General features: G+C 36.1%; 16 protein-coding genes and 2 pseudogenes. 5 read left to right on the top strand and 13 right to left on the bottom strand.

What is annotated here, in order from left to right; translation table 11 throughout:
- Positions 1 to 74 precede the first annotated feature (74 nt).
- The 8 genes and pseudogenes from F6K06_RS26300 to F6K06_RS26335 form a co-directional block, all read right to left on the bottom strand.
- A complete protein-coding gene (locus F6K06_RS26300; RefSeq protein ID WP_124147383.1) occupies positions 75 to 290 on the bottom strand; it encodes a hypothetical protein in 216 nt (71 codons plus the stop codon).
- A gap of 470 nt (positions 291 to 760) precedes the next feature.
- Entirely contained in the window at positions 761 to 1036 is a 276-nt protein-coding gene (locus tag F6K06_RS26305) for a hypothetical protein (RefSeq protein ID WP_124155156.1), read from the bottom strand.
- Positions 1037 to 1216: 180 nt separating this feature from the next.
- Positions 1217 to 1672 carry a hypothetical protein gene (locus F6K06_RS26310; RefSeq protein WP_287243676.1) on the bottom strand — a complete coding sequence of 152 codons (456 nt, stop codon included), beginning with the start codon at positions 1670 to 1672 and terminating at the stop codon, positions 1217 to 1219.
- A 200-nt stretch (positions 1673 to 1872) separates the two neighbouring features.
- Positions 1873 to 2172, bottom strand: coding sequence for a DUF3368 domain-containing protein (locus F6K06_RS26315; RefSeq protein ID WP_287308934.1), 300 nt, complete (start codon positions 2170 to 2172; stop codon positions 1873 to 1875).
- Positions 2166 to 2375 (bottom strand): hypothetical protein, encoded by a 210-nt coding sequence (locus tag F6K06_RS26320; protein WP_287308933.1) that lies wholly within the window; start codon positions 2373 to 2375, stop codon positions 2166 to 2168. The genes F6K06_RS26315 and F6K06_RS26320 overlap by 7 nt, the downstream gene beginning before the upstream one ends.
- On the bottom strand, positions 2368 to 2622 hold the full coding sequence (locus tag F6K06_RS26325) for a UPF0175 family protein (protein WP_287243672.1): 255 nt from the start codon (positions 2620 to 2622) through the stop codon (positions 2368 to 2370). Before F6K06_RS26325 ends, F6K06_RS26320 begins: the two co-directional genes overlap by 8 nt.
- An 87-nt stretch (positions 2623 to 2709) precedes the next feature.
- Positions 2710 to 4113 carry an HNH endonuclease family protein gene (locus F6K06_RS26330; RefSeq protein WP_353734949.1) on the bottom strand — a complete coding sequence of 468 codons (1404 nt, stop codon included), beginning with the start codon at positions 4111 to 4113 and terminating at the stop codon, positions 2710 to 2712.
- Between the two features lie 15 nt (positions 4114 to 4128).
- Positions 4129 to 4776 (bottom strand): annotated as a pseudogene (locus F6K06_RS26335) (DUF262 domain-containing protein); the annotation flags it as partial.
- Between the two features lie 556 nt (positions 4777 to 5332).
- On the opposite strand from F6K06_RS26335, the gene F6K06_RS26340 reads away from it, so the two are divergent.
- Positions 5333 to 11056 (top strand): alpha-2-macroglobulin, encoded by a 5724-nt coding sequence (locus tag F6K06_RS26340; RefSeq protein ID WP_287243667.1) that lies wholly within the window; start codon positions 5333 to 5335, stop codon positions 11054 to 11056.
- A gap of 120 nt (positions 11057 to 11176) precedes the next feature.
- Here the strand turns inward: F6K06_RS26340 and F6K06_RS26345 are convergent, their stop codons facing one another.
- Together F6K06_RS26345 and F6K06_RS26350 are read right to left on the bottom strand one after the other, a co-directional pair.
- Entirely contained in the window at positions 11177 to 11743 is a 567-nt protein-coding gene (locus tag F6K06_RS26345) for a Uma2 family endonuclease (RefSeq protein WP_124147381.1), read from the bottom strand.
- Positions 11744 to 12023: 280 nt separating this feature from the next.
- Positions 12024 to 12305 (bottom strand): helix-turn-helix domain-containing protein, encoded by a 282-nt coding sequence (locus F6K06_RS26350; RefSeq protein ID WP_124147380.1) that lies wholly within the window; start codon positions 12303 to 12305, stop codon positions 12024 to 12026.
- Positions 12306 to 12352: 47 nt separating this feature from the next.
- On the opposite strand from F6K06_RS26350, the gene F6K06_RS26355 reads away from it, so the two are divergent.
- From F6K06_RS26355 to F6K06_RS26365, 3 genes are read left to right on the top strand one after another with little or no spacing between them, the layout of a single operon-like run.
- Complete coding sequence (locus tag F6K06_RS26355) at positions 12353 to 12544, top strand: hypothetical protein (protein ID WP_124147379.1); 192 nt, start codon at positions 12353 to 12355, stop codon at positions 12542 to 12544.
- A gap of 58 nt (positions 12545 to 12602) precedes the next feature.
- Positions 12603 to 13766: a DUF262 domain-containing protein gene (locus F6K06_RS26360; protein ID WP_124147378.1), complete on the top strand. Its 1164-nt coding sequence runs from the start codon at positions 12603 to 12605 to the stop codon at positions 13764 to 13766.
- 6 nt (positions 13767 to 13772) lie between these two features.
- Complete coding sequence (locus F6K06_RS26365) at positions 13773 to 14840, top strand: MAE_28990/MAE_18760 family HEPN-like nuclease (RefSeq protein WP_124147377.1); 1068 nt, start codon at positions 13773 to 13775, stop codon at positions 14838 to 14840.
- A 742-nt stretch (positions 14841 to 15582) separates the two neighbouring features.
- Here F6K06_RS26365 and F6K06_RS26370 read toward each other — a convergent pair.
- Both F6K06_RS26370 and F6K06_RS26375 read right to left on the bottom strand, forming a co-directional pair.
- Positions 15583 to 15981, bottom strand: a pseudogene (locus F6K06_RS26370) (alkaline phosphatase D family protein); the annotation flags it as partial.
- Between the two features lies 1 nt (position 15982).
- Positions 15983 to 17008: an alkaline phosphatase D family protein gene (locus F6K06_RS26375; RefSeq protein WP_353734948.1), complete on the bottom strand. Its 1026-nt coding sequence runs from the start codon at positions 17006 to 17008 to the stop codon at positions 15983 to 15985.
- Between the two features lie 70 nt (positions 17009 to 17078).
- On the opposite strand from F6K06_RS26375, the gene F6K06_RS26380 reads away from it, so the two are divergent.
- Positions 17079 to 17225 (top strand): hypothetical protein, encoded by a 147-nt coding sequence (locus tag F6K06_RS26380; protein WP_161564725.1) that lies wholly within the window; start codon positions 17079 to 17081, stop codon positions 17223 to 17225.
- Here F6K06_RS26380 and F6K06_RS26385 read toward each other — a convergent pair.
- Entirely contained in the window at positions 17222 to 17929 is a 708-nt protein-coding gene (locus F6K06_RS26385; RefSeq protein ID WP_124147375.1) for a GDYXXLXY domain-containing protein, read from the bottom strand. The genes F6K06_RS26380 and F6K06_RS26385 overlap by 4 nt on opposite strands.
- Positions 17930 to 18374: the final 445 nt, after the last annotated feature.

Raw genomic sequence — 18374 nt, forward strand, 5'->3', positions numbered from 1 at the left:
TGCTGATTAAATCTCAAAGCATTTACATCTAAAGACTTTACTCTTTTTTTTCTTTCAAAAAAAGTGCCTGGTTTTCAGCTCTTGATGCTCAAAAAGGAGCGTATTTTAGGCGCATAGTTGGGCAAAAAAATCATTCTGACAATTGTTACTCCTACATCCTCGCTCATTCCTATTTCTCCTGTCTTCCCCTCCTGGGAGAGGTTAGGGGTGGGTTGTCTCTTACCCCTACTAAAAGACTTTTGAGCGCAAACAATAATTAGGGTTTGCGATATATCAGGACTGACGCACATATTCTACATATAGCGATAAATAATACTATTTCCCCCTACAGATGGTGGTTTAAAAGTCAATTTGCGTAAGTCCTGATATCTTGATGTTGGGTCGATCCTACGGATAAGCTGGCGCTAACGTTCCTCAACCCAACCTACTCTACTTTTAATTGTTATCTATTTCGATAATGAGAAACAGGAATTATGCTAATTTTCCCGAAATGAGTCATCTGTAATTAATTCCTCAAACTCTGCAACTGAACTAACAGTAATTGTTTCTACAAGTAACCGTTTTAGCAAAGCTAATATCATGTTCGGACGGGTCAGTTATAATAAAATTTAAGGACTCCGGGTATCGACAGTACCAAACAAATACTTAAATTATCAATACCCCCAATACGAATATTTGTTCTTTTTCTCCAATATTTCCTCCTGACTCCTGAGGACTGACTCCTGAGGACTCACAACAGTCATTTATAAGTATTCAACCGTTAGCGTAGCTCCCCCGGAGGGGGAACATGATATAAGTCATTAATTTCATTAACAGCTTTTACCAGAGTTTCTGGCAAACTATTAAAGCGTTTTTCCAGCAAATCAAGAATATTTTGTCTGCAAGTTGCTTTTGCTCCTATTTCTTGACCTATTTCTTGACCTCTTTCTATAGCCAATTCTTCGATAGTGCTTAAAAATTCCACTCTTTGTTCCTCCTCATATTGATTAATTTTGCTTTGAAAGCTTGATTCTAATTCTGGGGGTAATGTCATCATTTTATCAATGAATTTAAACAAATTGATAATATCGAGCTTGGTTAAACCCTTTTCGTATAAACTTCTAACTAATTCTTATTTCCATTGCTCTCTTTCTGTAAGGTTACTTGTGGTACTCTTAGTTTTCAAATGTGCCATTACTATCATAGCAAATGGATTATTATTCGATTCTAATTCCTCTCATTGATAATCTAATAGTTTGACTATGGCAAAATCCAATCTCATTTGACTGTTTCCTAAACCATATTCATAGAAATTTGGTCGCCAAGATGGGTTTTCATCTCCAAGTATAGCTAAACTAATTACTGGTTTATGGTAAAGGTCAAAAGCTCGATAGTTATAGATAAACATTCGCTGGCTAAATTCTCGGTCATACTGACTTTGCACTTCAATATGAATCAAAATCCAGATTTCTCGATCGTCCAATAACCAAGCTTGAAATAATTTATCGGCATAACGTTTTTCTGTTGTTGCCGAGGCTGTAATTTGTTCTAATTCTTTATCTAGATAAACTGGTTTTTTTTGCCAGTTAATAGATACATGAATTTCTGGATAAAAGAAGCTGAGGAAAGATTCAAAATATTCATAAATTGCCGCTTTCCACGGTTCATCATAATTAGCTGTTATTTCTGTCATTTTATTGTGAATTGTAGAGATTATTTTTTGTAGGTTGAGTTAAGCGATATAGCTGCCGCTAGGCTCCGCAAACGCGCAACCCAACAATAACTGATTATATTCTTATCTAATTATTTGTTGGCTATATATCTTGAATTTTGGGTTAAAGAACCGAAATCCAACCTACTCTAATTCTATTTTTACATAATTTTTTGGGTTTTCTACTCTGGATTTTCTCCTGGTTGTTTGAGAGCAAAATTAATGACTGTTTCACTTAAACGAATATTCCGGTTAAGCATTTTTTGAATAGCAGTTTTTATTGATAAAGGGTAGCCTTTCTGTTTAGATCGGAGCAAAATACCAATGGAACCTGTAACAGAAAGACCGCTTAGTCTGGCAATTCTTCTGCCTACTATTTCATCAATACAAACTGTCTCAATATTTTCATTTAAAGCAAGTTGAATTACTGACGCTTCTCCTCGGTCGAGAGAGTTAAGAAGTAGGGGAGAAATATTTAGCATAGATGATGATTTTTGTAGCCAAGTATCAGCTTGAAATTCTGCAACAGCAAAATTATTTTTCCCCCAGCTAATATTTCTTGGCAAACTTCAAGAGGTACATGAACTTCGCTATAAAGTGACTGTAAAATTGTTAAGTCATTCACAGCAGCAATAAGAGCAATTAAAGGAGAAGTATTAATAACAATTTTTTGGGGATTAGGCATTGTTTAAGTCAGATAATAATTCAGCTTCACTAAGGTCAATTATTGGTACTTCATAATCGTTTAATTTTAGTAAAAATGTGACTCTATCTACCCCTATTAATGCTGCTGCCATCCCTGATGAAAGTTGTTTAAGCTCGTATAATTTGAGTGCCATTGCCCATTTAGCCTCTTGTTCAAATTGTTCTTTGGTTTTACCTAAAGCATCGGGAAATGTTTCGGGGTAGTTGATAATTAGTTGTAAAGACATTTAATCACCTTCATCAAAAAATAAAACTTCTAAATCTTGACCGACATTTTATTGTGAATTTTAGAGATGAATTCTTTCCTAATGAGTTTAAATTTTATATTTAATGATTAGTTCCTCCTCACAATCAAAAACAGTTAAAGCTTTTTTTATCCTCTCAAATTTTTTCTTACTGTCTAGATGCGCTTCTATGAAATAGGTCTCATTAATAGGAGCAGCTTGTCTGCACTGGCTGGAGTCTTTTGTAATATTTAGCTTTTCCTTTAAATCGGAAGTAAAGAATGTTTGAGGTTGTATTTCAAACAATTGTTTCATCACTTCTAAGTATAGTTTACTGACTTCTGATATTTCTATTTTATTATCAAAAAAGATAGCGTACTCTAACTTTTTACCAGTAGGTTCTTCGGCATCAAAAATACTAACCTCATTAAAATCTATTTCAGTTTTAGTTTTAATTTCTGGAAATGACCATACTTGCAAAAATCTTTCAGCGATTATTTTTAATCTCTCTTCAATTTCTTCTTTTCCCCATTTATCTATTTCGCTTAAATAGCGATTCAACCAAAGTCTACTATATTTATAACCTTGCTCTTTGCCATCTATATTCATATCTCTTTTAGAAGTAAATGTTTTATTTCCTAACTTACCATTATTGCCAGAAAGAGTTAAATTAGCAATAATATTCAAATAATTATCTTTAATCGAATTAAATTCTTCCGTTCCTAATTCGGCTTCCCACTGTGGGTCAGGATTTTGAGGAAATATATGTTCTATAGTAATGTCATTATTTTCTTCAATTTTGACAGGTTCCTTATTTTGATAATTTTCTAATCGCTCTAAGCAATAAATTCTGTTTTTTGCCTTTATGCCATACATATCTTTTTCTCGAAGAGCATTTATTACTTCATGATTTCTAGGAAATCTTTGGTTGCCTTTTTTATTAATCAAGGCTGATTGAATAGAAGTTAAATAATCTCCTGGATTGACATCTTCATAAAGGCGCATAAAAATTTTATTAAGTGAATTAGGTGCTAATCCAACAATAAATCTTCTCCATGTAAATGATTGAATTAATTCTAATACATCAACAAATGTTTGTTTAGATATTAAACGGCTGGAATAGTCATCATATACTTTCAACATAAATGGATAAGTAACATTAATTTCTAAGCGATTAATATATTCTAATTGTAATCTAATTTCTCGATCTGGCTCATGAATAGGATTTACTAACTTGTGATAGTATTTGGCAAATTTTTTGATAGGCTTCAGATTATTTTCTACATCTTCAACGGTTGTTGATATTGGGTATTTTAATTTAAACTCTTGATAAACTTTATTTTTGTTGGGAATTTTCTTATTTTTAAGGGTTAAATAATCTCGAATGTAGTCAGAAACTTTACTAGAATTTTTGGATTCATCTCTGGCATTTTTTTCAATATATTCCCAATAATTTCTGTAAATCTTTTCTTGCGATTTAGTTTTAAGACCCATTAATATATAGTTTCTGATTAAATCTGATTGAGATAATTCAAGACCTGTGGAATTCAGACTTTCAAATATTCTCTGGGGGTCGTCTTTTCCCCTTTCTAGAGATATTTCCACAAACATTAATTTATTCAATCCTGTCTGTATAATTTCATAGTTTTCTTCAGATATTCTAGAGCGAAAGTAGTTGAAATTATCAACTAAGCGTGAGAAGTCTGAGTATTATTCTTGATTTTCAGTATCTAATAGATATTTTAAAATTTTCTCATTATTTTCTGTTGGTCTTAATTTTAATTTTTCTTCATCCTGAGCAAATTCATTAATTAGGTATGTTTTATTTATCCGATTAGCTAAAGCTTCCTTCTGCAATTCTTTTGCTAATCTGTAAAGAACTAAATAAATTAAAGTGACAGTGGTTAAACGTTGTTGCCCATCAATAATAGTTAGTTCCCTGATTCCTGAAACTGAGTAAATATCATCATGTATATAAACAATACTTCCAATAAAGTGAGCATTTAGTTTTTCTTTTTCGCCAAGTTCAAAAATATCATCTAACAGTTGTTTACATTGAGCAGAACCCCAATCATAATTTCTTTGATAAATTGGGATAACAAATTGTGTATCATTTTGAGAGAGAAATCTATGGAGATTAACTTCGTTGGCTTTCATATCTAATTTCAAGCAGATGAGATAGATAAATTTATTTATAAATCTTACTATGAAGCATAAAAATTAGCAAGAAAATCTAGTTGATGTGTTTTTATCTTTTTATTTTTGCTTTAATCCCCATCCATTTTTTCTTCCTTTTTCCTTCTTCCTTCTTCCTTCTTTTTTCTTCCTTCTTCAACTATAAATCTTCTCCTATATTTTATCCCATCGTTTACTTAAAGATTTTCATAAGTACTAGAAAAATAGAATGTCGATCAGGTTTAGGTCTCTAACTTCCCAAAGCTCTTTTTCTTGTTCTGTATAATTTGCTGGTATTGCTTGATTAAATCATTTGAATCAAATATTGCTGAAGTTAAGGCTTTTAAGGATTTATTCCTGAACTAACTCATCAAGGCTTTTTCTTAATAAAATATACAAAAATATTACAAAGTTTAAATTGTCAATTTCAATTTTTAGAGATATAATCATGTACCATAAATAGATGAACTTATCTATTTTATTCAGGAAATAAACCTCTAATAATTGTAGTTAAAAATTATCCTCAAATCAAACAAATATGGTGTTCAAATATTGGAAACATTTTTTACTAGGATTATTCCTAGCTTTTGCCATTGCAGCTTGTGGTTTTTTTAACACAAGTTCAAAACAGGCAAAATTACCTATGGTAGACCTCATAATTACTCCTCCACTACCGGAGTGGATAGAACAAATTAGTCCGACGGGAGAAGCAGAACTTTTAAGTCAAATTCGGATTCGGTTTAAAGAACCTTTAATTCCTTTGGAAGCTTTGGATTCTCCAGAACAACAGGAGAAACTTAAAAAGTTTGAAATTTTCCCAGAATTACCTGGTCAATTCCGATTTTTGACTCCGAAAATGGTTGGTTTTCAACCTGCTGAAGCTTTGCCAAAGTCTACGAGAGTAAAGGTTACTTTGAAGGCTGGTTTATCCGACCTTAAAAATCATCAATTAAATGAATATTTTGCTTGGACTTTTAATACTGAACCAGTTAAATTAACAAATTTACCAACTACTAAGCAGCAAAATAGAACACCACAACCAATTGATATAAATCCGACGTTAAAATTTACTTCCAATGTGGAGTTGGATGTAGATTCAATTGAGAAAAATTTAAAATTTTTACCAGAGGGAGAAACAGAAAGTTTACCTTTGACAGTTAGTTTAGAAACATTGGAAACTAATGGGGAGGAAGAAGAAGTTGTTACAGAAGAATTTGATTCTTCATTCCGTCAGTGGAATTATTCGATCGCTCCTCAAACTACTCTAGAAAAGGGTACTAAATATCGCCTGGAATTTGACTCGGGAATTCAACCTGTAAAAGGTAATTTACCCAGTCAAACACCTTTTGTCAGTGAAGTAGAAACTTATTCTGCTTTTGAATTTTCTGAACTGAAATTTTCCCAGGGTGGCGGCAGGTTTGTTAAAGGTAATCCCTTGTTGGAATTTAATCATGGTGTTGTACCTGAATCAGCATTAGAAAATATTACTATTGAACCACAACCAAAAGAGACAAAAAATCTGATTCAAGCTTATGATGACTATAATATTGTTAGTCTCAATCCTTGGGCGTTAGAACCCGATACAAATTATACAATTACTATCGGCGCTAATATCAAAGATAAATTCGGGGAAGTATTAGGAAAGCCTGTTGTTTTAAATTATCAAACAGGGGATTTAGTCGGAAATCTTTCTGTACCTGCTGGTTTAAATATTTTTCCTGCTAGTCAGGATTTACAACTGAATATTTCTACAGTAAATTTGCCAGATTCGGAATACAAAGCGGCTTATCAAGTTGTTCAACCAACAGATTTGGTTTACGCAGAATCGGCTTATCCTAGAAGAGATAGAAAAAATTTATTACCAGCAAATGAAAAGTGGAAAAATTATCCTGTTTCTGGAGAAAAAAATCAGATTCAAGAAGTAGCAGTTCCCCTCAGAGAACAACTCGGCGGTCAGACAGGAATGTTGGCTTATGGAGTAAAAGCACGGACGAGTTCTTATGTACAAAACGGCGAGACAAAATGGCAGGAACCGAGATTTTATGGATTGGTACAACTGACTAATTTGGGAGTATTTGCTCAGTGGTTTCCAGAGTCGGGAATTATTCGGGTAAATCATTTGGATGATGGTGCGCCAGTTGTGACGGATGTGGAAATTTATCAATCTCAATTAAATGCTAAATCTCAGCCTAAACCTACTGCTTGTGCCACGGGAAAAACCGATGAAAATGGTTTGCTAAGTTTGACTAAGACCGACTTACAAAAATGTATGAATGGTCGGCGTTTTTCCCAAGCACCGGAATTATTAGTAATTGCCAAAGAAAAGGAAGATTGGGCTTTTGCCAGAACGAAAGAATATAGCGGTACTTATGGTTATGGGATTTATTCTGGTTGGGATAGTGGCAAGGCTGAATCGCGGGGTACTATTTTTTCTGATAGAGAACTTTATCAACCAGGGGAAAAGGTTTGGTTGACTGGAGCTGCTTATTATTTGGAAAATGGTAACTTGAAACAAGCGGAAAATATGGATTATCAAGTAACTATAAATAATCCAGATGGAAATAAGACAAATTTAGGTACTCAGACTACTAATGAATTTGGTACTTTCTCTCTAGAAATTCCTCTAGATAATAATCAGTCATTGGGTTATTACAATGTGGAAGCTAAGGGAGAAAATGGCATAGAATTTTACGGACAATTTCGCGTTGCTGAATTTAAACCACCTAATTTTCAAGTAGACCTAAAACTGAATCAAGAAATTGCTTTGATTAATGAACAAATAGTGGCGGAAGCTGAAAGTAATTATTTGTTTGGTTCTCCAGTACAAGGAGCAAAGGCTAAATATTATGTGACTCGTCAAAAGACAGAATTTACTCCTGAAAATTGGCAAGAATTTGACTTTGGTCGTCAATGGTTTTGGCCGGAAGAAACGCCGACTATTCCTAATAATGTATTGGAAAAAAATGTGGTGTTAGATAATCAAGGTGAGGATAATCAAATATTTACTGTCGGAAAAGACTTGCCTTACCCAATGACTTATCGAGTAGATGTGGAAGTGACAGATATATCTAATCTTTCTGTGGCAGATACTCAAACTTTTACCGCTCTACCAAGTAACAAATTAATAGGTCTAAAAAGTAAATTTGTTGCCGATGCTAATAAAAAGTTTCCGGTAGAAGTTATTGTCACCGACCCTCAAGGAAAACCACTTTCTGGAGAAAATATTCAACTGGAATTACAACAAATGGAATATAGTAGTGTTACTCAGGTAGTGGCAGGTAGTCGCAACCCCAAATATCAAGTCGAATATAAAACTGTTGCGAGCCAGAAAGTCAGAAGTGGCAATAAACCCAAAACCGTCAACCTCACTCCACCAGAGTCTGGTAGTTATCGCATCCGGGCTAATTTTGCCAATGCTGAAAATGACATTACTGGCACCGATATTCAGATTTGGGCAACCGGAGCAAACCGCGTTTATTGGGGAGGTCGCAACGAAGACCGTCTAGAAATTAAACTCGACAAAGACACCTACAAACCAGGAGAAACAGCAACCGCTTTAATTCAGTCACCCTATCCAGAAGGGGAATTATATTTTGCCGTCGTCCGTGACAAACCACTGTATGAAAAAATCATCAAAGTTACAGGTGGCGCGCCAGAAATTCAGTTTCAAGTGACAGAAGATATGTTACCCAATGCTGCGGTAGAAGCAGTATTAGTGCGGCAAGGTCAACCACTCGCAGAAGTGGAACCGGGAACTGTGGAAAATTTGATGAAAGTTGGTTTTACTCCATTCAAAATTAATTTGGCAGACAAATACTTAAATGTAGAAGTCACACCCCAACGTCCGGAAGCGCAACCGGGAACTATGCAGACTGTGGAATTGGCAGTTAAAAATAATCAAGGGCAACCCACTAAAGGTCAGTTTATAGTGATGGTCGTAAATGAAGCGGTCTTGCAACTAAGCGGTCATCGTCCCCCAGACTTAGTCGAAACCGTCTACGCTGAACAACCAATATCAACCACTTTCAACGATAACCGTCCCGAAGTACAAATGGAGGCCATGTCATCCGCTCTGAGAAAAGGTTGGGGTTATGGTGGCGGCATATCATCTGCTGCATCTAGCACCCGCATTCGTACAGACTTTCAATCTTTAGCTTATTACAACGGTTCTGTAATTACAGATAATAACGGTAAGGCAACAGTAACTTTTAAAATGCCAGACGATCTGACAACTTGGCGCGTAATGACTGTTGCCACAGATGGGAATTTGCATTTTGGCAACGGGGAAGCAACTTTTGTGACGACTCAACCATTAATGTTAAACCCAGTGTTGCCTCAGTTTGCTCGTATCGGCGATAAATTTGAGGGTGGCGTAACAGTTACGAATAATACTGGCAAAAAAGGAAATCTGAAAATAGATGGGGAAGTTAGTCAGAATATTTTGTTTGCCGAAAATTCCCAAACTACCCAAATTTTTCAAACCAGCACAGACTCAGGTACCAACGCTTACCGTTTCCCAATGGAGGCAAAACAAGCGGGTGAGGCAAAAGTGCAATTTACCACTGACCTGAATAACCGAAACACAGATGGGTTTGAAATTTCATTACCCGTGCAGTCCTTGGCAGCAAGTGAAAGTGTTGTAGAGTCTGGAACAACTGACTCTCAAATACAAATTCCACTGAATATTACAGAGAATGTAATGCCAGATGTGGGAGGTCTAGAAATTTCCATGGCAAGTACATTAATACCAGAAATTACAGCCCCCGCAAAAGCAGTGTTGAAAAAAGACCAATTACCATTTTTAGAGCCTACCGCCAGTCAATTAGCGATCGCCTCGAACCTCCAAATATTGGGTGAGAAATACGAGCAAGCATTTGTAGACTTCAACCCAGAACAACAGGCAAAACAAGCATTAGAAAAATTAGAAAAGTTGCAACTGCCAGACGGAGGTTTTGGTTATTATCCAGGATGGGAAAAATCCAATCCTTATCTAACACCCTATGCAGCAGAAGCGATCGCCCAAGCAAAAAAAGCATTTCCAGATTTAGTAAATGAGGAAATGGTAAGTAGTCTACGGAATTACTTAAACAACATTTTGGCAGACCCAGGCAAAGATGAATATTGCAGCGAACAACTTTGTAAAAATCAAGTGCGCTTAGATGTTTTAATGGCATTGTCAGAATTAGGCGACACCCGCAATAGCTTCCTGTCAGATATTTATCAACAACGGGAGAAATTATCTCAGGTAGACCAAATAAAACTAGCGCGCTATATATCTACCTTCCCAAAATGGCGCAAACAGTCAGCAGAAATGTTTAACGAAATTCAGGAAAGCGTCTATGAAACCGGACGTAGTGCCACATTGAATATACCGCAAACCTGGGGATGGATGAATTCTAATACCGCTGCTCAAGCTCAAGCATTGCGACTATTTATTACCCGCGACGCCAAACCAGAAATATTAGACCGACTATTACAAAGTCTGCTCAACCTCCGACGCGATGGCACCTGGCGCACAACTTATGACAATGCCGAAGCGTTCAAAGCATTAGTTACTTATAGCAATACCCAACCAGCACCACCGAATTTCGTCGCCACCGCCAAATTATCCGGTCAACAATTAGATGCTGCCCGTTTTCAGGGTTATGAAAATCCGAATCTCTCTTTGAATGTAGCAATGGATGGGTTGCCAAAAGGAGAATCAGATTTAGTATTGGAAAAATCTGGAGAAGGCAAACTACACTATTTAGTCGAATACAGTTATCGCCTCCCAGGAAACCAGCCAGGAAAGTATAACGGTTTGCGAGTAGCACGGGAAATTCGTCTGGCAAATGCTGTAGGGACGTTGCATGAAACGTCCATTTTGCAACGCATGGATCTATCTGAGGTGGCGTCACCATTAGATGTCAGTGCAGGGCAAGTCTTTGATATTGGCATTGAGGTTATAACAGACCGCCCCGTAGACCATGTGATTATTCGTGACCCACTGCCAGCAGGTTTAGAAGCAGTTGACACCAGTTTCCAAACCGCCACTTCCGCTGTCAAAGCAAAAGCAGATAGTTGGCAAATAGGATATCAACAGATATATCGCGATCGAGTCGAAGCTTATGCAGACCGTTTAAACCCAGGAGTGTATAGCTTACATTATTTAGTCAGGTCTGTTACTCCCGGAACATTTATATGGCCTGGAGCAGAAGCAAAGTTACAATATGCACCCGAAGAATTTGGGCGATCGGCAACAGCAACGTTGGTTGTGAAATAGTATGTGACTTTAGGGTTTTAGGGTACGCAATGCTTACCCTAATTAGGAGCTGCTGAAAAAAATTGGTTGGTGGGGGGAAGACACACCGGAGACGGATGTCATTTCCCCTTACATTCACAGCTAAATTAACTTTGCTTTCTGGAAAATTTGCAGAGGAGTTAAACTTAACTCAGGTAATAAATCATTCCCTAAACTATCTTCCCCTTGCTTCGTTTGTGGAGGAGAATCTGGATAAAAAACGGTGATTTTCTTAACCTTTGTATCAATTAACCAAACAAGGGATACCCCTGCTTTTAGATAAGCTTCCGCTTTCTCACTAAGGTTACTAAAAGATTGAGCAGGTGATATAATTTCTATGACTAATTCAGGGGGAATGGGGCAAGCATCATCTTCTAATTCAATATCCCCTAACTTATCATAAGATATATAGAGTAAGTCTGGAATCGGACACCAATCTTTGTCATCTCGTTTTAAGCGAACACACCATTCGATACCAACTTCCCCTTTATCTTGATTCCAATCTTCAAGAATTGAGGATAAAGCAAGTGTTACACGGGAATGAGAACGTTTGGGTGACATTTTTTGAATTAATTCTCCATCGAAATATTCATACTTTTCACTAGCTAAAGGGGATGACAAAAATTCATCCAGTGTGAGCCTTTTTTCTTGGATAGCAGTCTTGGACATCCTTATAATTCTCCTAATTAATTAAGTAGAGTTAATACAGTATAATGTTCTTGACACTCTCACCGTTAAGTCATATCATGTCCGGTTGAATACTTATAATTAAGATAGTAGGGGAGCGGGGGAGCAGAGGAGTAGGGGAGTAGGGGAGCAGGGAAAATAGAGAGATTTACTGTTTAAGCAAGAGGATAAGTTTTTTCATCACGCTATTATCCGGACATGATATCACAGCTCCTAGCTCGGCGCATAACGCTATGCAGATTTTCCAGCCTTGGGTTTCTTCTCAAACACGGTGTAAAGTAATTTCTATATCAAGTTGTTTGAGAAAATCAAGTAGTTTCCCTTCACTAAACTTTTGAAATTCTCCGTTCATCAAATGAGATACTTCTTGTGGAGAAATACCCAGAATTTCACTAATTTCATTCTGTTTAAGATGACGTTTGTTGAAAAAACGTATTACCTGAATACCTATTTTTCCTCGTGTAAAAAGTTCGTCTGCATCGTCCAAACCAATATCGGCAAATACATTACCACTACTTTCTTCAAAAATTTGCTCTTGTATCATTTTTGTTTCTCCGCTAAATTAATAAGAAATAATCACCAAAAAAAACTATGACTGCTCACACGGATTATGGCACGGATGTACGGATTAAGAGTCCAGTAGGATACCTGAGCATTAACAATAAGCAAGATGAGAAAAGATGGGCAGAAAATTTTGCTAATTCTCAAGACCAACTCGCCCAACTTGCCTCAGAAGCGATCGCTGAGTTTAAAGAAGGTAAAACTAAACCTTTAAACTTTTGACCATAATAAAAAAATTCTTATACAATCATAAATTAGAGTTCAAATTTAAGGAAAAAAAATGTCACTATTACCAATTGAACAAAAGATGTGGCAAGAAAAAGCTACAACAAAAACCAAAAATGGGAAATATGCAACTGATATTGTTGCTAAATATCATTCGAGAGAAAAAAGAATACTTACTGAAATTAATCGGGAAAAACTTCCGAGTTTTGCAGAAGCATTAAAGAAACCTGGATATATGGATTTACGACCATTTTATCAAAGAAGAAGCCGTTGGGATAAACAAAAGCAATCCCGTTTAATTGAGTCATTTCTGATTAATATACCTGTACCTCCAATTATTCTTTATGAACAAAGTTATAATTCCTATGAAGTTATAGATGGTCAACAGAGAATTACGGCTATTAGAGATTTTTATGACAATCAATTAAAGTTAACTGGACTAGAATTTTGGTCAGAATTAAACGGACTTACTTATCAAGAACTTGATTCAATAATTCAGAGAGGAATAGACCGTCGTTCCATATCAACTATTACAATTGTTACAGAATCAACAGCCGATCCTGAAGAAGCAATGTTGTTAAAACAGCTTGCTTTTGAACGTATCAATACAGGGGGAGTAGATTTAAGTAAACAGGAAGTAAGACATTGTTTGTATCATGGAAAATTTGATGAGCTATTACTTGAATTATCGCGTAATCCTATATTTGCTGAAGCTTGGGGAATACCTAAAGAAAATGATAGCCCCGACTTGGAAACAAATAATCTCTACAAAAAAATGGAAGATGCTGAATTAGTGCTACGTTTTTTTGCTCTGAGAAATAAGGATTATTTCCGCGGTCAAATGGAAGATTTTCTAGACTTTTATATGATAAAAAGTACCCAATTCTCCGATAAAGATATTGAATTGCTAAGAGAGATTTTTTTAGAAACTATCGAGTTAGCTAATCAACTCTACGAAGAAACTTTATTTAAACCTTTTGGCGCAAAGAAGCAAGTATCTTATAAAGCTTATTATGATGCTGTAATGGTTGGCTTGAGTCAACATTTATCACACGCCGAACTATTAATTTCCAAAAAATCTAGGGTTATAGAGGAAACAAAGAAATTATTTGAAAAAGATAAATCGCGCCTTTTCACAGGTGGTGGAAAAACCAAAGCCGATATTCAAAAAAGAATGGAACTCTTTAACAATATGCTTTTACGAGTGATTGGAGAATAATTGAGAATGTTTGATAATCTCCTAGAAATTGTCAATGTAAATATTGACAGTATTAGTGCAATGATTCAGACCAATGATAGATTGAGAAAAATAGCAAAAAAAGGAATTGTACAGACACAAAAACTAAAAGATTATCCAGAAATTATTGAATTAGAAGAGTTAGTAAAAGGAGTTCCAAATGATAAGGAGTGGGAATTATACGAACATTGTGCAGTAGTAACTCGTTTGTATGCGATCTATGAAAATTTTGTAGAATATTTAATATCAACTTGGCTAAAGTATCTTCAAAACATAGTCGAAAATTATTTAGAATTAGATGATACAATTCGGAATACTCATCGAGAAGGTGTGGGGCGCATACTGCTAGAATTCAAAAAAGATAGGTTTAAATATCTTTCTGAAAATCAGGTAATTAGAGGTCTATTCTATGGCACAACGAATCAGAATAAAAATTATCAGTTATTGCCAGAAGCTTTTCTTTTGCATGACCAGAATTTACGGAAAGATATATTAGAAAAATTCTTTGCAGATGCAGGAATAGCTGGTACTTGGAAATGGGTAATAAATTACAGAAAAGTCAAACACTTTGTAGAAGAGATTCGAGGAAATCAGAACACTGCTGAAGGAGAACTTAATCAATTAATTTCCTATAGAAATGAAGCAGCTCATGGAGTTGTTGATGAGATTCTAGGCACTCAAGAATTACTAGATTTAGGTGACTTTATTAAAGCTTTGTGTCAAGCTTTAGCAGAATTAGTAACTTATCAGATAATTCAAGAGCAAACTTCTACAGGTAAAGCCAAAGAAATTGGTGAAATTACAGAATGGTTTAAAAAGCCAAAGGCAGCAGTAGCAAGAATTAATAATAGTAGCTTGTCTATAGGAACAAATGTTTTTTTAGTCAGTGAAACATCTTCATATTGTCGCTTGGCTACAATTGAGAGTCTTAAAATTAATGATATTTCCCAAGAAAGTATAGAAATAACCATTGAAGCTGAAGTTGGTTTAAAATTTGATATTGATGCTAAAAAAGGATTGAAAATTTATATAATAGTTGAAGATTCAGTAGAATAAAACCTATGAAAAATGCTCTTGATATAGCAGTGTTAAAAAAAATAGTAGGGTTACGCTGACGCTAACCCACCGAAACATTATAGATTTGGCGGTGCGTTACACTTTCCTGCGGAATGCTGCGCAAACGTTAACACACCCTACGAGATTACTGGTTTCTTTGACATCCTCCCGACGCTGCTCTGCGAGACAGCGCACCGATTCCCATCCACCAATCAAACAGACTAAGCTGACTGAACGACTCAGGGCGGGTTGACACCTCACTGGAAAATGCTGGCAATGCCAGTCTAACGCTTCCTCTGTGTCCGATAAATAATCGACCAGTGCCCCTCGGCGACGGGACTTGAAAAAAACAATAGTAATCTCAACCTTGGTTTTTGGTTGAGTCTTCTATTTTAACAAATTATCTGTAAAACTGCAAGATTGATTGGTTTTCCCATCTCTCCGCTCCCCTAATAGCTGCCGCCACCATCCTCCGCCAACGGGAGAGCGCGGGTCTTCAACCAACGTTGAGATAAACCGGAAGGTGTACGGAGGGGTAATATCATGTCCGGATAATTAGTTATAAAAAAACTTTCTCCTTCAACTCCAGTTCTTCTTATTTCTTCCCTCTTTCCTCCTGACTCCTGACTCCTGACTCCTGACTCCTCCGTAGTTATTTATTTATCACTGTTCAACCGGACATGATATAACAGAACCCCTTCTAAACGTTTACTGCTGATTGCTGAGTGCTGATTGCTTATTGTCAAAAACTATGTTCTTTTTCTCCTAATAAATTCCCTAATCTTTGAAAAACCTGAAACTTCAAGGAATTCAAATCGCAAGTCACCCGCGAAAAATTGTCATCGAAATGGGCAGGTCCGGCATTTGTTACAGCATAGCTATGAGATGTTAATGAGGTAGTTTTCAGCTTTCCTGATAACTGGAAACTACCACTTTTATGAGGGTAAGGCCAGAAAAAAGCCGATGATATCAGAGAAATAATTTTAAAATCTGGGTCTTCTTCGCAAAGTAACTCCGCTGACATAGAACAATGTACGTCACCAGATAGAAAAACTACCCGTTTAATTTTATTGGTGCGGATAAATTCCAAAAGTTCGGTGCGTTGGTGCAAATATCCACTCCATTTATCTAGCTCAGTCTTTTTAAAGTCTGGGAAAAATGGAACTGCTGAGGCAACAAACTTTACTCGCTCTGACCCATCTGCTAGCCATTTTTTTTAAAGCTTCAAACTGATCTTCATTAATTATTTCTCGCTCTTCAAATGCTGGATCGCAGGATTCTGCCTCGTCACGCTCTGTGCGGGTATCGGTTACAAAAAAGTCACAGCATCCGTCTGTAAATTTGTACCAGAGTTTTGAGGGCGAACCAATAACATCAGCTTTGTCATCTACAATCTCGAATAACGGACTGTGACTCATCTGATAGGTAATGTAAGCATGAATTGCTACAGGGAATAGAGTCACCCAATCCTTCGGCGACGCTTTGGACGGCCAGTTATCCTCTATTTCGTGGTCGTCAAGAGTCATGTAGGTAGGAATTTGCCCCATCAGTTCGCGAATATGGGGTTGGGTAAAGGTCTCTTGATAGCGACTAAAAAACTCCTCAATTGTGCGATCTGCACCGATAGCATTGAGGTCGTCGGCATAAATTTGGTCTCCTACCATGAGCAAGGAATTAGTAGTTGTACCAGAGTTTATTTGTTTGAGAATAGATTCAAAAGTTTTGTCGCCGCGATCGTCAAACCAAGAACCAAATAATTTTAGCAGATAACGACAAGAACCAAAAATAAATGAGCGACTCTTTTTCGGATCTGTGGAAGCAGTCTGAAATTGCTTGGTATGTGCTTTCGACCAATCAAGGTTTATGTTTGCTTGGTCTACTTCCTCTTTTTTTTGCAAAAAATAGCCAATTTGATATTCATACTCTGTTTCTGAGGATAGTTCGTCGAATACTGCTACTCCGGAGGTATCAAAAGCAGGAGACATCTTGAAGAAGATGGGGGGGTCATAGTCTGAGGAGTCTAGGGCACGAATTCGGGCGACTCCTACACAAGGGAGAACACTTTTTTTGTTACTAGAGAGTTTATATTCGCCACGACCAAATATGCGTGCAGTGTCGCCCGTGACTGCACCCAGGATCGGACCAACGGTTAAAGGTTTTACTTTCATTGTCTATCTAAATAGTATGCTTTTTAAGCTATTGCATAATATCGTTATTCTTTGATTAAGTCAATGCTCTATGAAAAAACTAGGCAAGGAAGAAGGAAGAAGGAAGAAGGAAGAAGACTTTAGCTTTTACATAGAATCCGGTTATATAGTATATGTTTATAACTATACTCCCCTACTCCCCTACTCCCCTACTCCTCTTTCTGCCTTATTCAATTAAAATTTGTAGTTGCGATCGCGTACCCATAAACTAACAGGTACTGCTTGGCCTTGAGAACTAACTTTTACTTCTACTACAAAAGGTATTTTACCTTCTAAATTAACAGTAGTTTGTGCTGCTCGAATATCCTGATTAATATCTTTGCGTTTATTTTCAGGCATATAATAAGTTTCTAAGCCATATTTAATTGTCCGACCATTAAATTTACCTTGAATAGCTATTTGATTAGCTGGCAAATTTTGAGGTTGTTTTGCACTTACATCTACAGGTTTCCACACTTTGGGAATGCCTAAATTTTCTGTTGTTTCCGGTGCAGCTAAAATCACATAAATATTAGTTGGATTTTGCGAAGAAAGTTTTCCTGAAATTTCTAATTCAAATTTATTCCAACCAGGAAGTTTATTCAAATTATCTTTGCGGGATATATCATAATCTAAAACTTGATAATAGCCTCGCAAAAAATCGTAGGGGTCTACAGGTACAGTTTGCAAAACTACAGTTCTACCTGTAATCGTAGTATAAATAGCTTGAGCAGGAATTGACAAAATTAATGCTAACTGTACAGTTAATGGCAAAATAAATCGCCAAATTTGCATCTGATTTTTTGAAGATTTTGTTTGATTAATAGGTGGATTTAATTCTTCAGAATAATCAGATTCTTTAGTTGATAAATTGCTTTGATTAAAAGGGTTGATAAATTTCATGTTAATTTTCTCTTAGGGAATAGGGAACAGGGAACAGGGAACAGTGGGAAAAACATTGCCTAGTCTAAGATTCATCATTAGCATAAGTCCTAACCGCTTTGGCTATTATTATAATATCAATTTGGAGAAAGAATGTGTAAGCATTTCCTGCGGAATGCTTACAAGAATGTTACTAATAATAAGGGCAGTAGGAGGGAATGGCCATTCGCCCTTTAACTCCTAAGAAATAATACCATTTTCAAAAAATATTGCTACATTGGCTATTCAAAGTATTAGGTTTTAGGTGGTAGGTGGTAGGTATAAGAAATAAACAGTGAAGATTTTTCAATTCCGTTAAGCATCTATAATTTTACTGTAACAATCTTTCTTGAATTTGGTATAACCTAGTTATTTGTAGCAAATATTTATCAAATTGTGATAACACCTACTACCTAACACCTACTAC

This window comes from Okeania sp. SIO1H4 (assembly GCF_010672695.1).
GTDB lineage: Bacteria > Cyanobacteriota > Cyanobacteriia > Cyanobacteriales > Microcoleaceae > Okeania > Okeania hirsuta.

Excerpts from the sequence above, each read along its gene's own strand:
- F6K06_RS26300 (WP_124147383.1), bottom strand. The coding sequence starts at position 290 with ATGTGCGTCAGTCCTGATATATCGCAAACCCTAATTATTGTTTGCGCT.
- F6K06_RS26305 (WP_124155156.1), bottom strand. The coding sequence starts at position 1,036 with ATGATGACATTACCCCCAGAATTAGAATCAAGCTTTCAAAGCAAAATT.
- F6K06_RS26310 (WP_287243676.1), bottom strand. The coding sequence starts at position 1,672 with ATGACAGAAATAACAGCTAATTATGATGAACCGTGGAAAGCGGCAATT.
- F6K06_RS26315 (WP_287308934.1), bottom strand. The coding sequence starts at position 2,172 with ATGCTAAATATTTCTCCCCTACTTCTTAACTCTCTCGACCGAGGAGAA.
- F6K06_RS26320 (WP_287308933.1), bottom strand. The coding sequence starts at position 2,375 with ATGCCTAATCCCCAAAAAATTGTTATTAATACTTCTCCTTTAATTGCT.
- F6K06_RS26325 (WP_287243672.1), bottom strand. The coding sequence starts at position 2,622 with ATGTCTTTACAACTAATTATCAACTACCCCGAAACATTTCCCGATGCT.
- F6K06_RS26330 (WP_353734949.1), bottom strand. The coding sequence starts at position 4,113 with ATGGGTCTTAAAACTAAATCGCAAGAAAAGATTTACAGAAATTATTGG.
- F6K06_RS26340 (WP_287243667.1), top strand. The coding sequence starts at position 5,333 with ATGGTGTTCAAATATTGGAAACATTTTTTACTAGGATTATTCCTAGCT.
- F6K06_RS26345 (WP_124147381.1), bottom strand. The coding sequence starts at position 11,743 with ATGTCCAAGACTGCTATCCAAGAAAAAAGGCTCACACTGGATGAATTT.
- F6K06_RS26350 (WP_124147380.1), bottom strand. The coding sequence starts at position 12,305 with ATGATACAAGAGCAAATTTTTGAAGAAAGTAGTGGTAATGTATTTGCC.
- F6K06_RS26355 (WP_124147379.1), top strand. The coding sequence starts at position 12,353 with ATGACTGCTCACACGGATTATGGCACGGATGTACGGATTAAGAGTCCA.
- F6K06_RS26360 (WP_124147378.1), top strand. The coding sequence starts at position 12,603 with ATGTCACTATTACCAATTGAACAAAAGATGTGGCAAGAAAAAGCTACA.
- F6K06_RS26365 (WP_124147377.1), top strand. The coding sequence starts at position 13,773 with ATGTTTGATAATCTCCTAGAAATTGTCAATGTAAATATTGACAGTATT.
- F6K06_RS26375 (WP_353734948.1), bottom strand. The coding sequence starts at position 17,008 with ATGAAAGTAAAACCTTTAACCGTTGGTCCGATCCTGGGTGCAGTCACG.
- F6K06_RS26380 (WP_161564725.1), top strand. The coding sequence starts at position 17,079 with ATGAAAAAACTAGGCAAGGAAGAAGGAAGAAGGAAGAAGGAAGAAGAC.
- F6K06_RS26385 (WP_124147375.1), bottom strand. The coding sequence starts at position 17,929 with ATGAAATTTATCAACCCTTTTAATCAAAGCAATTTATCAACTAAAGAA.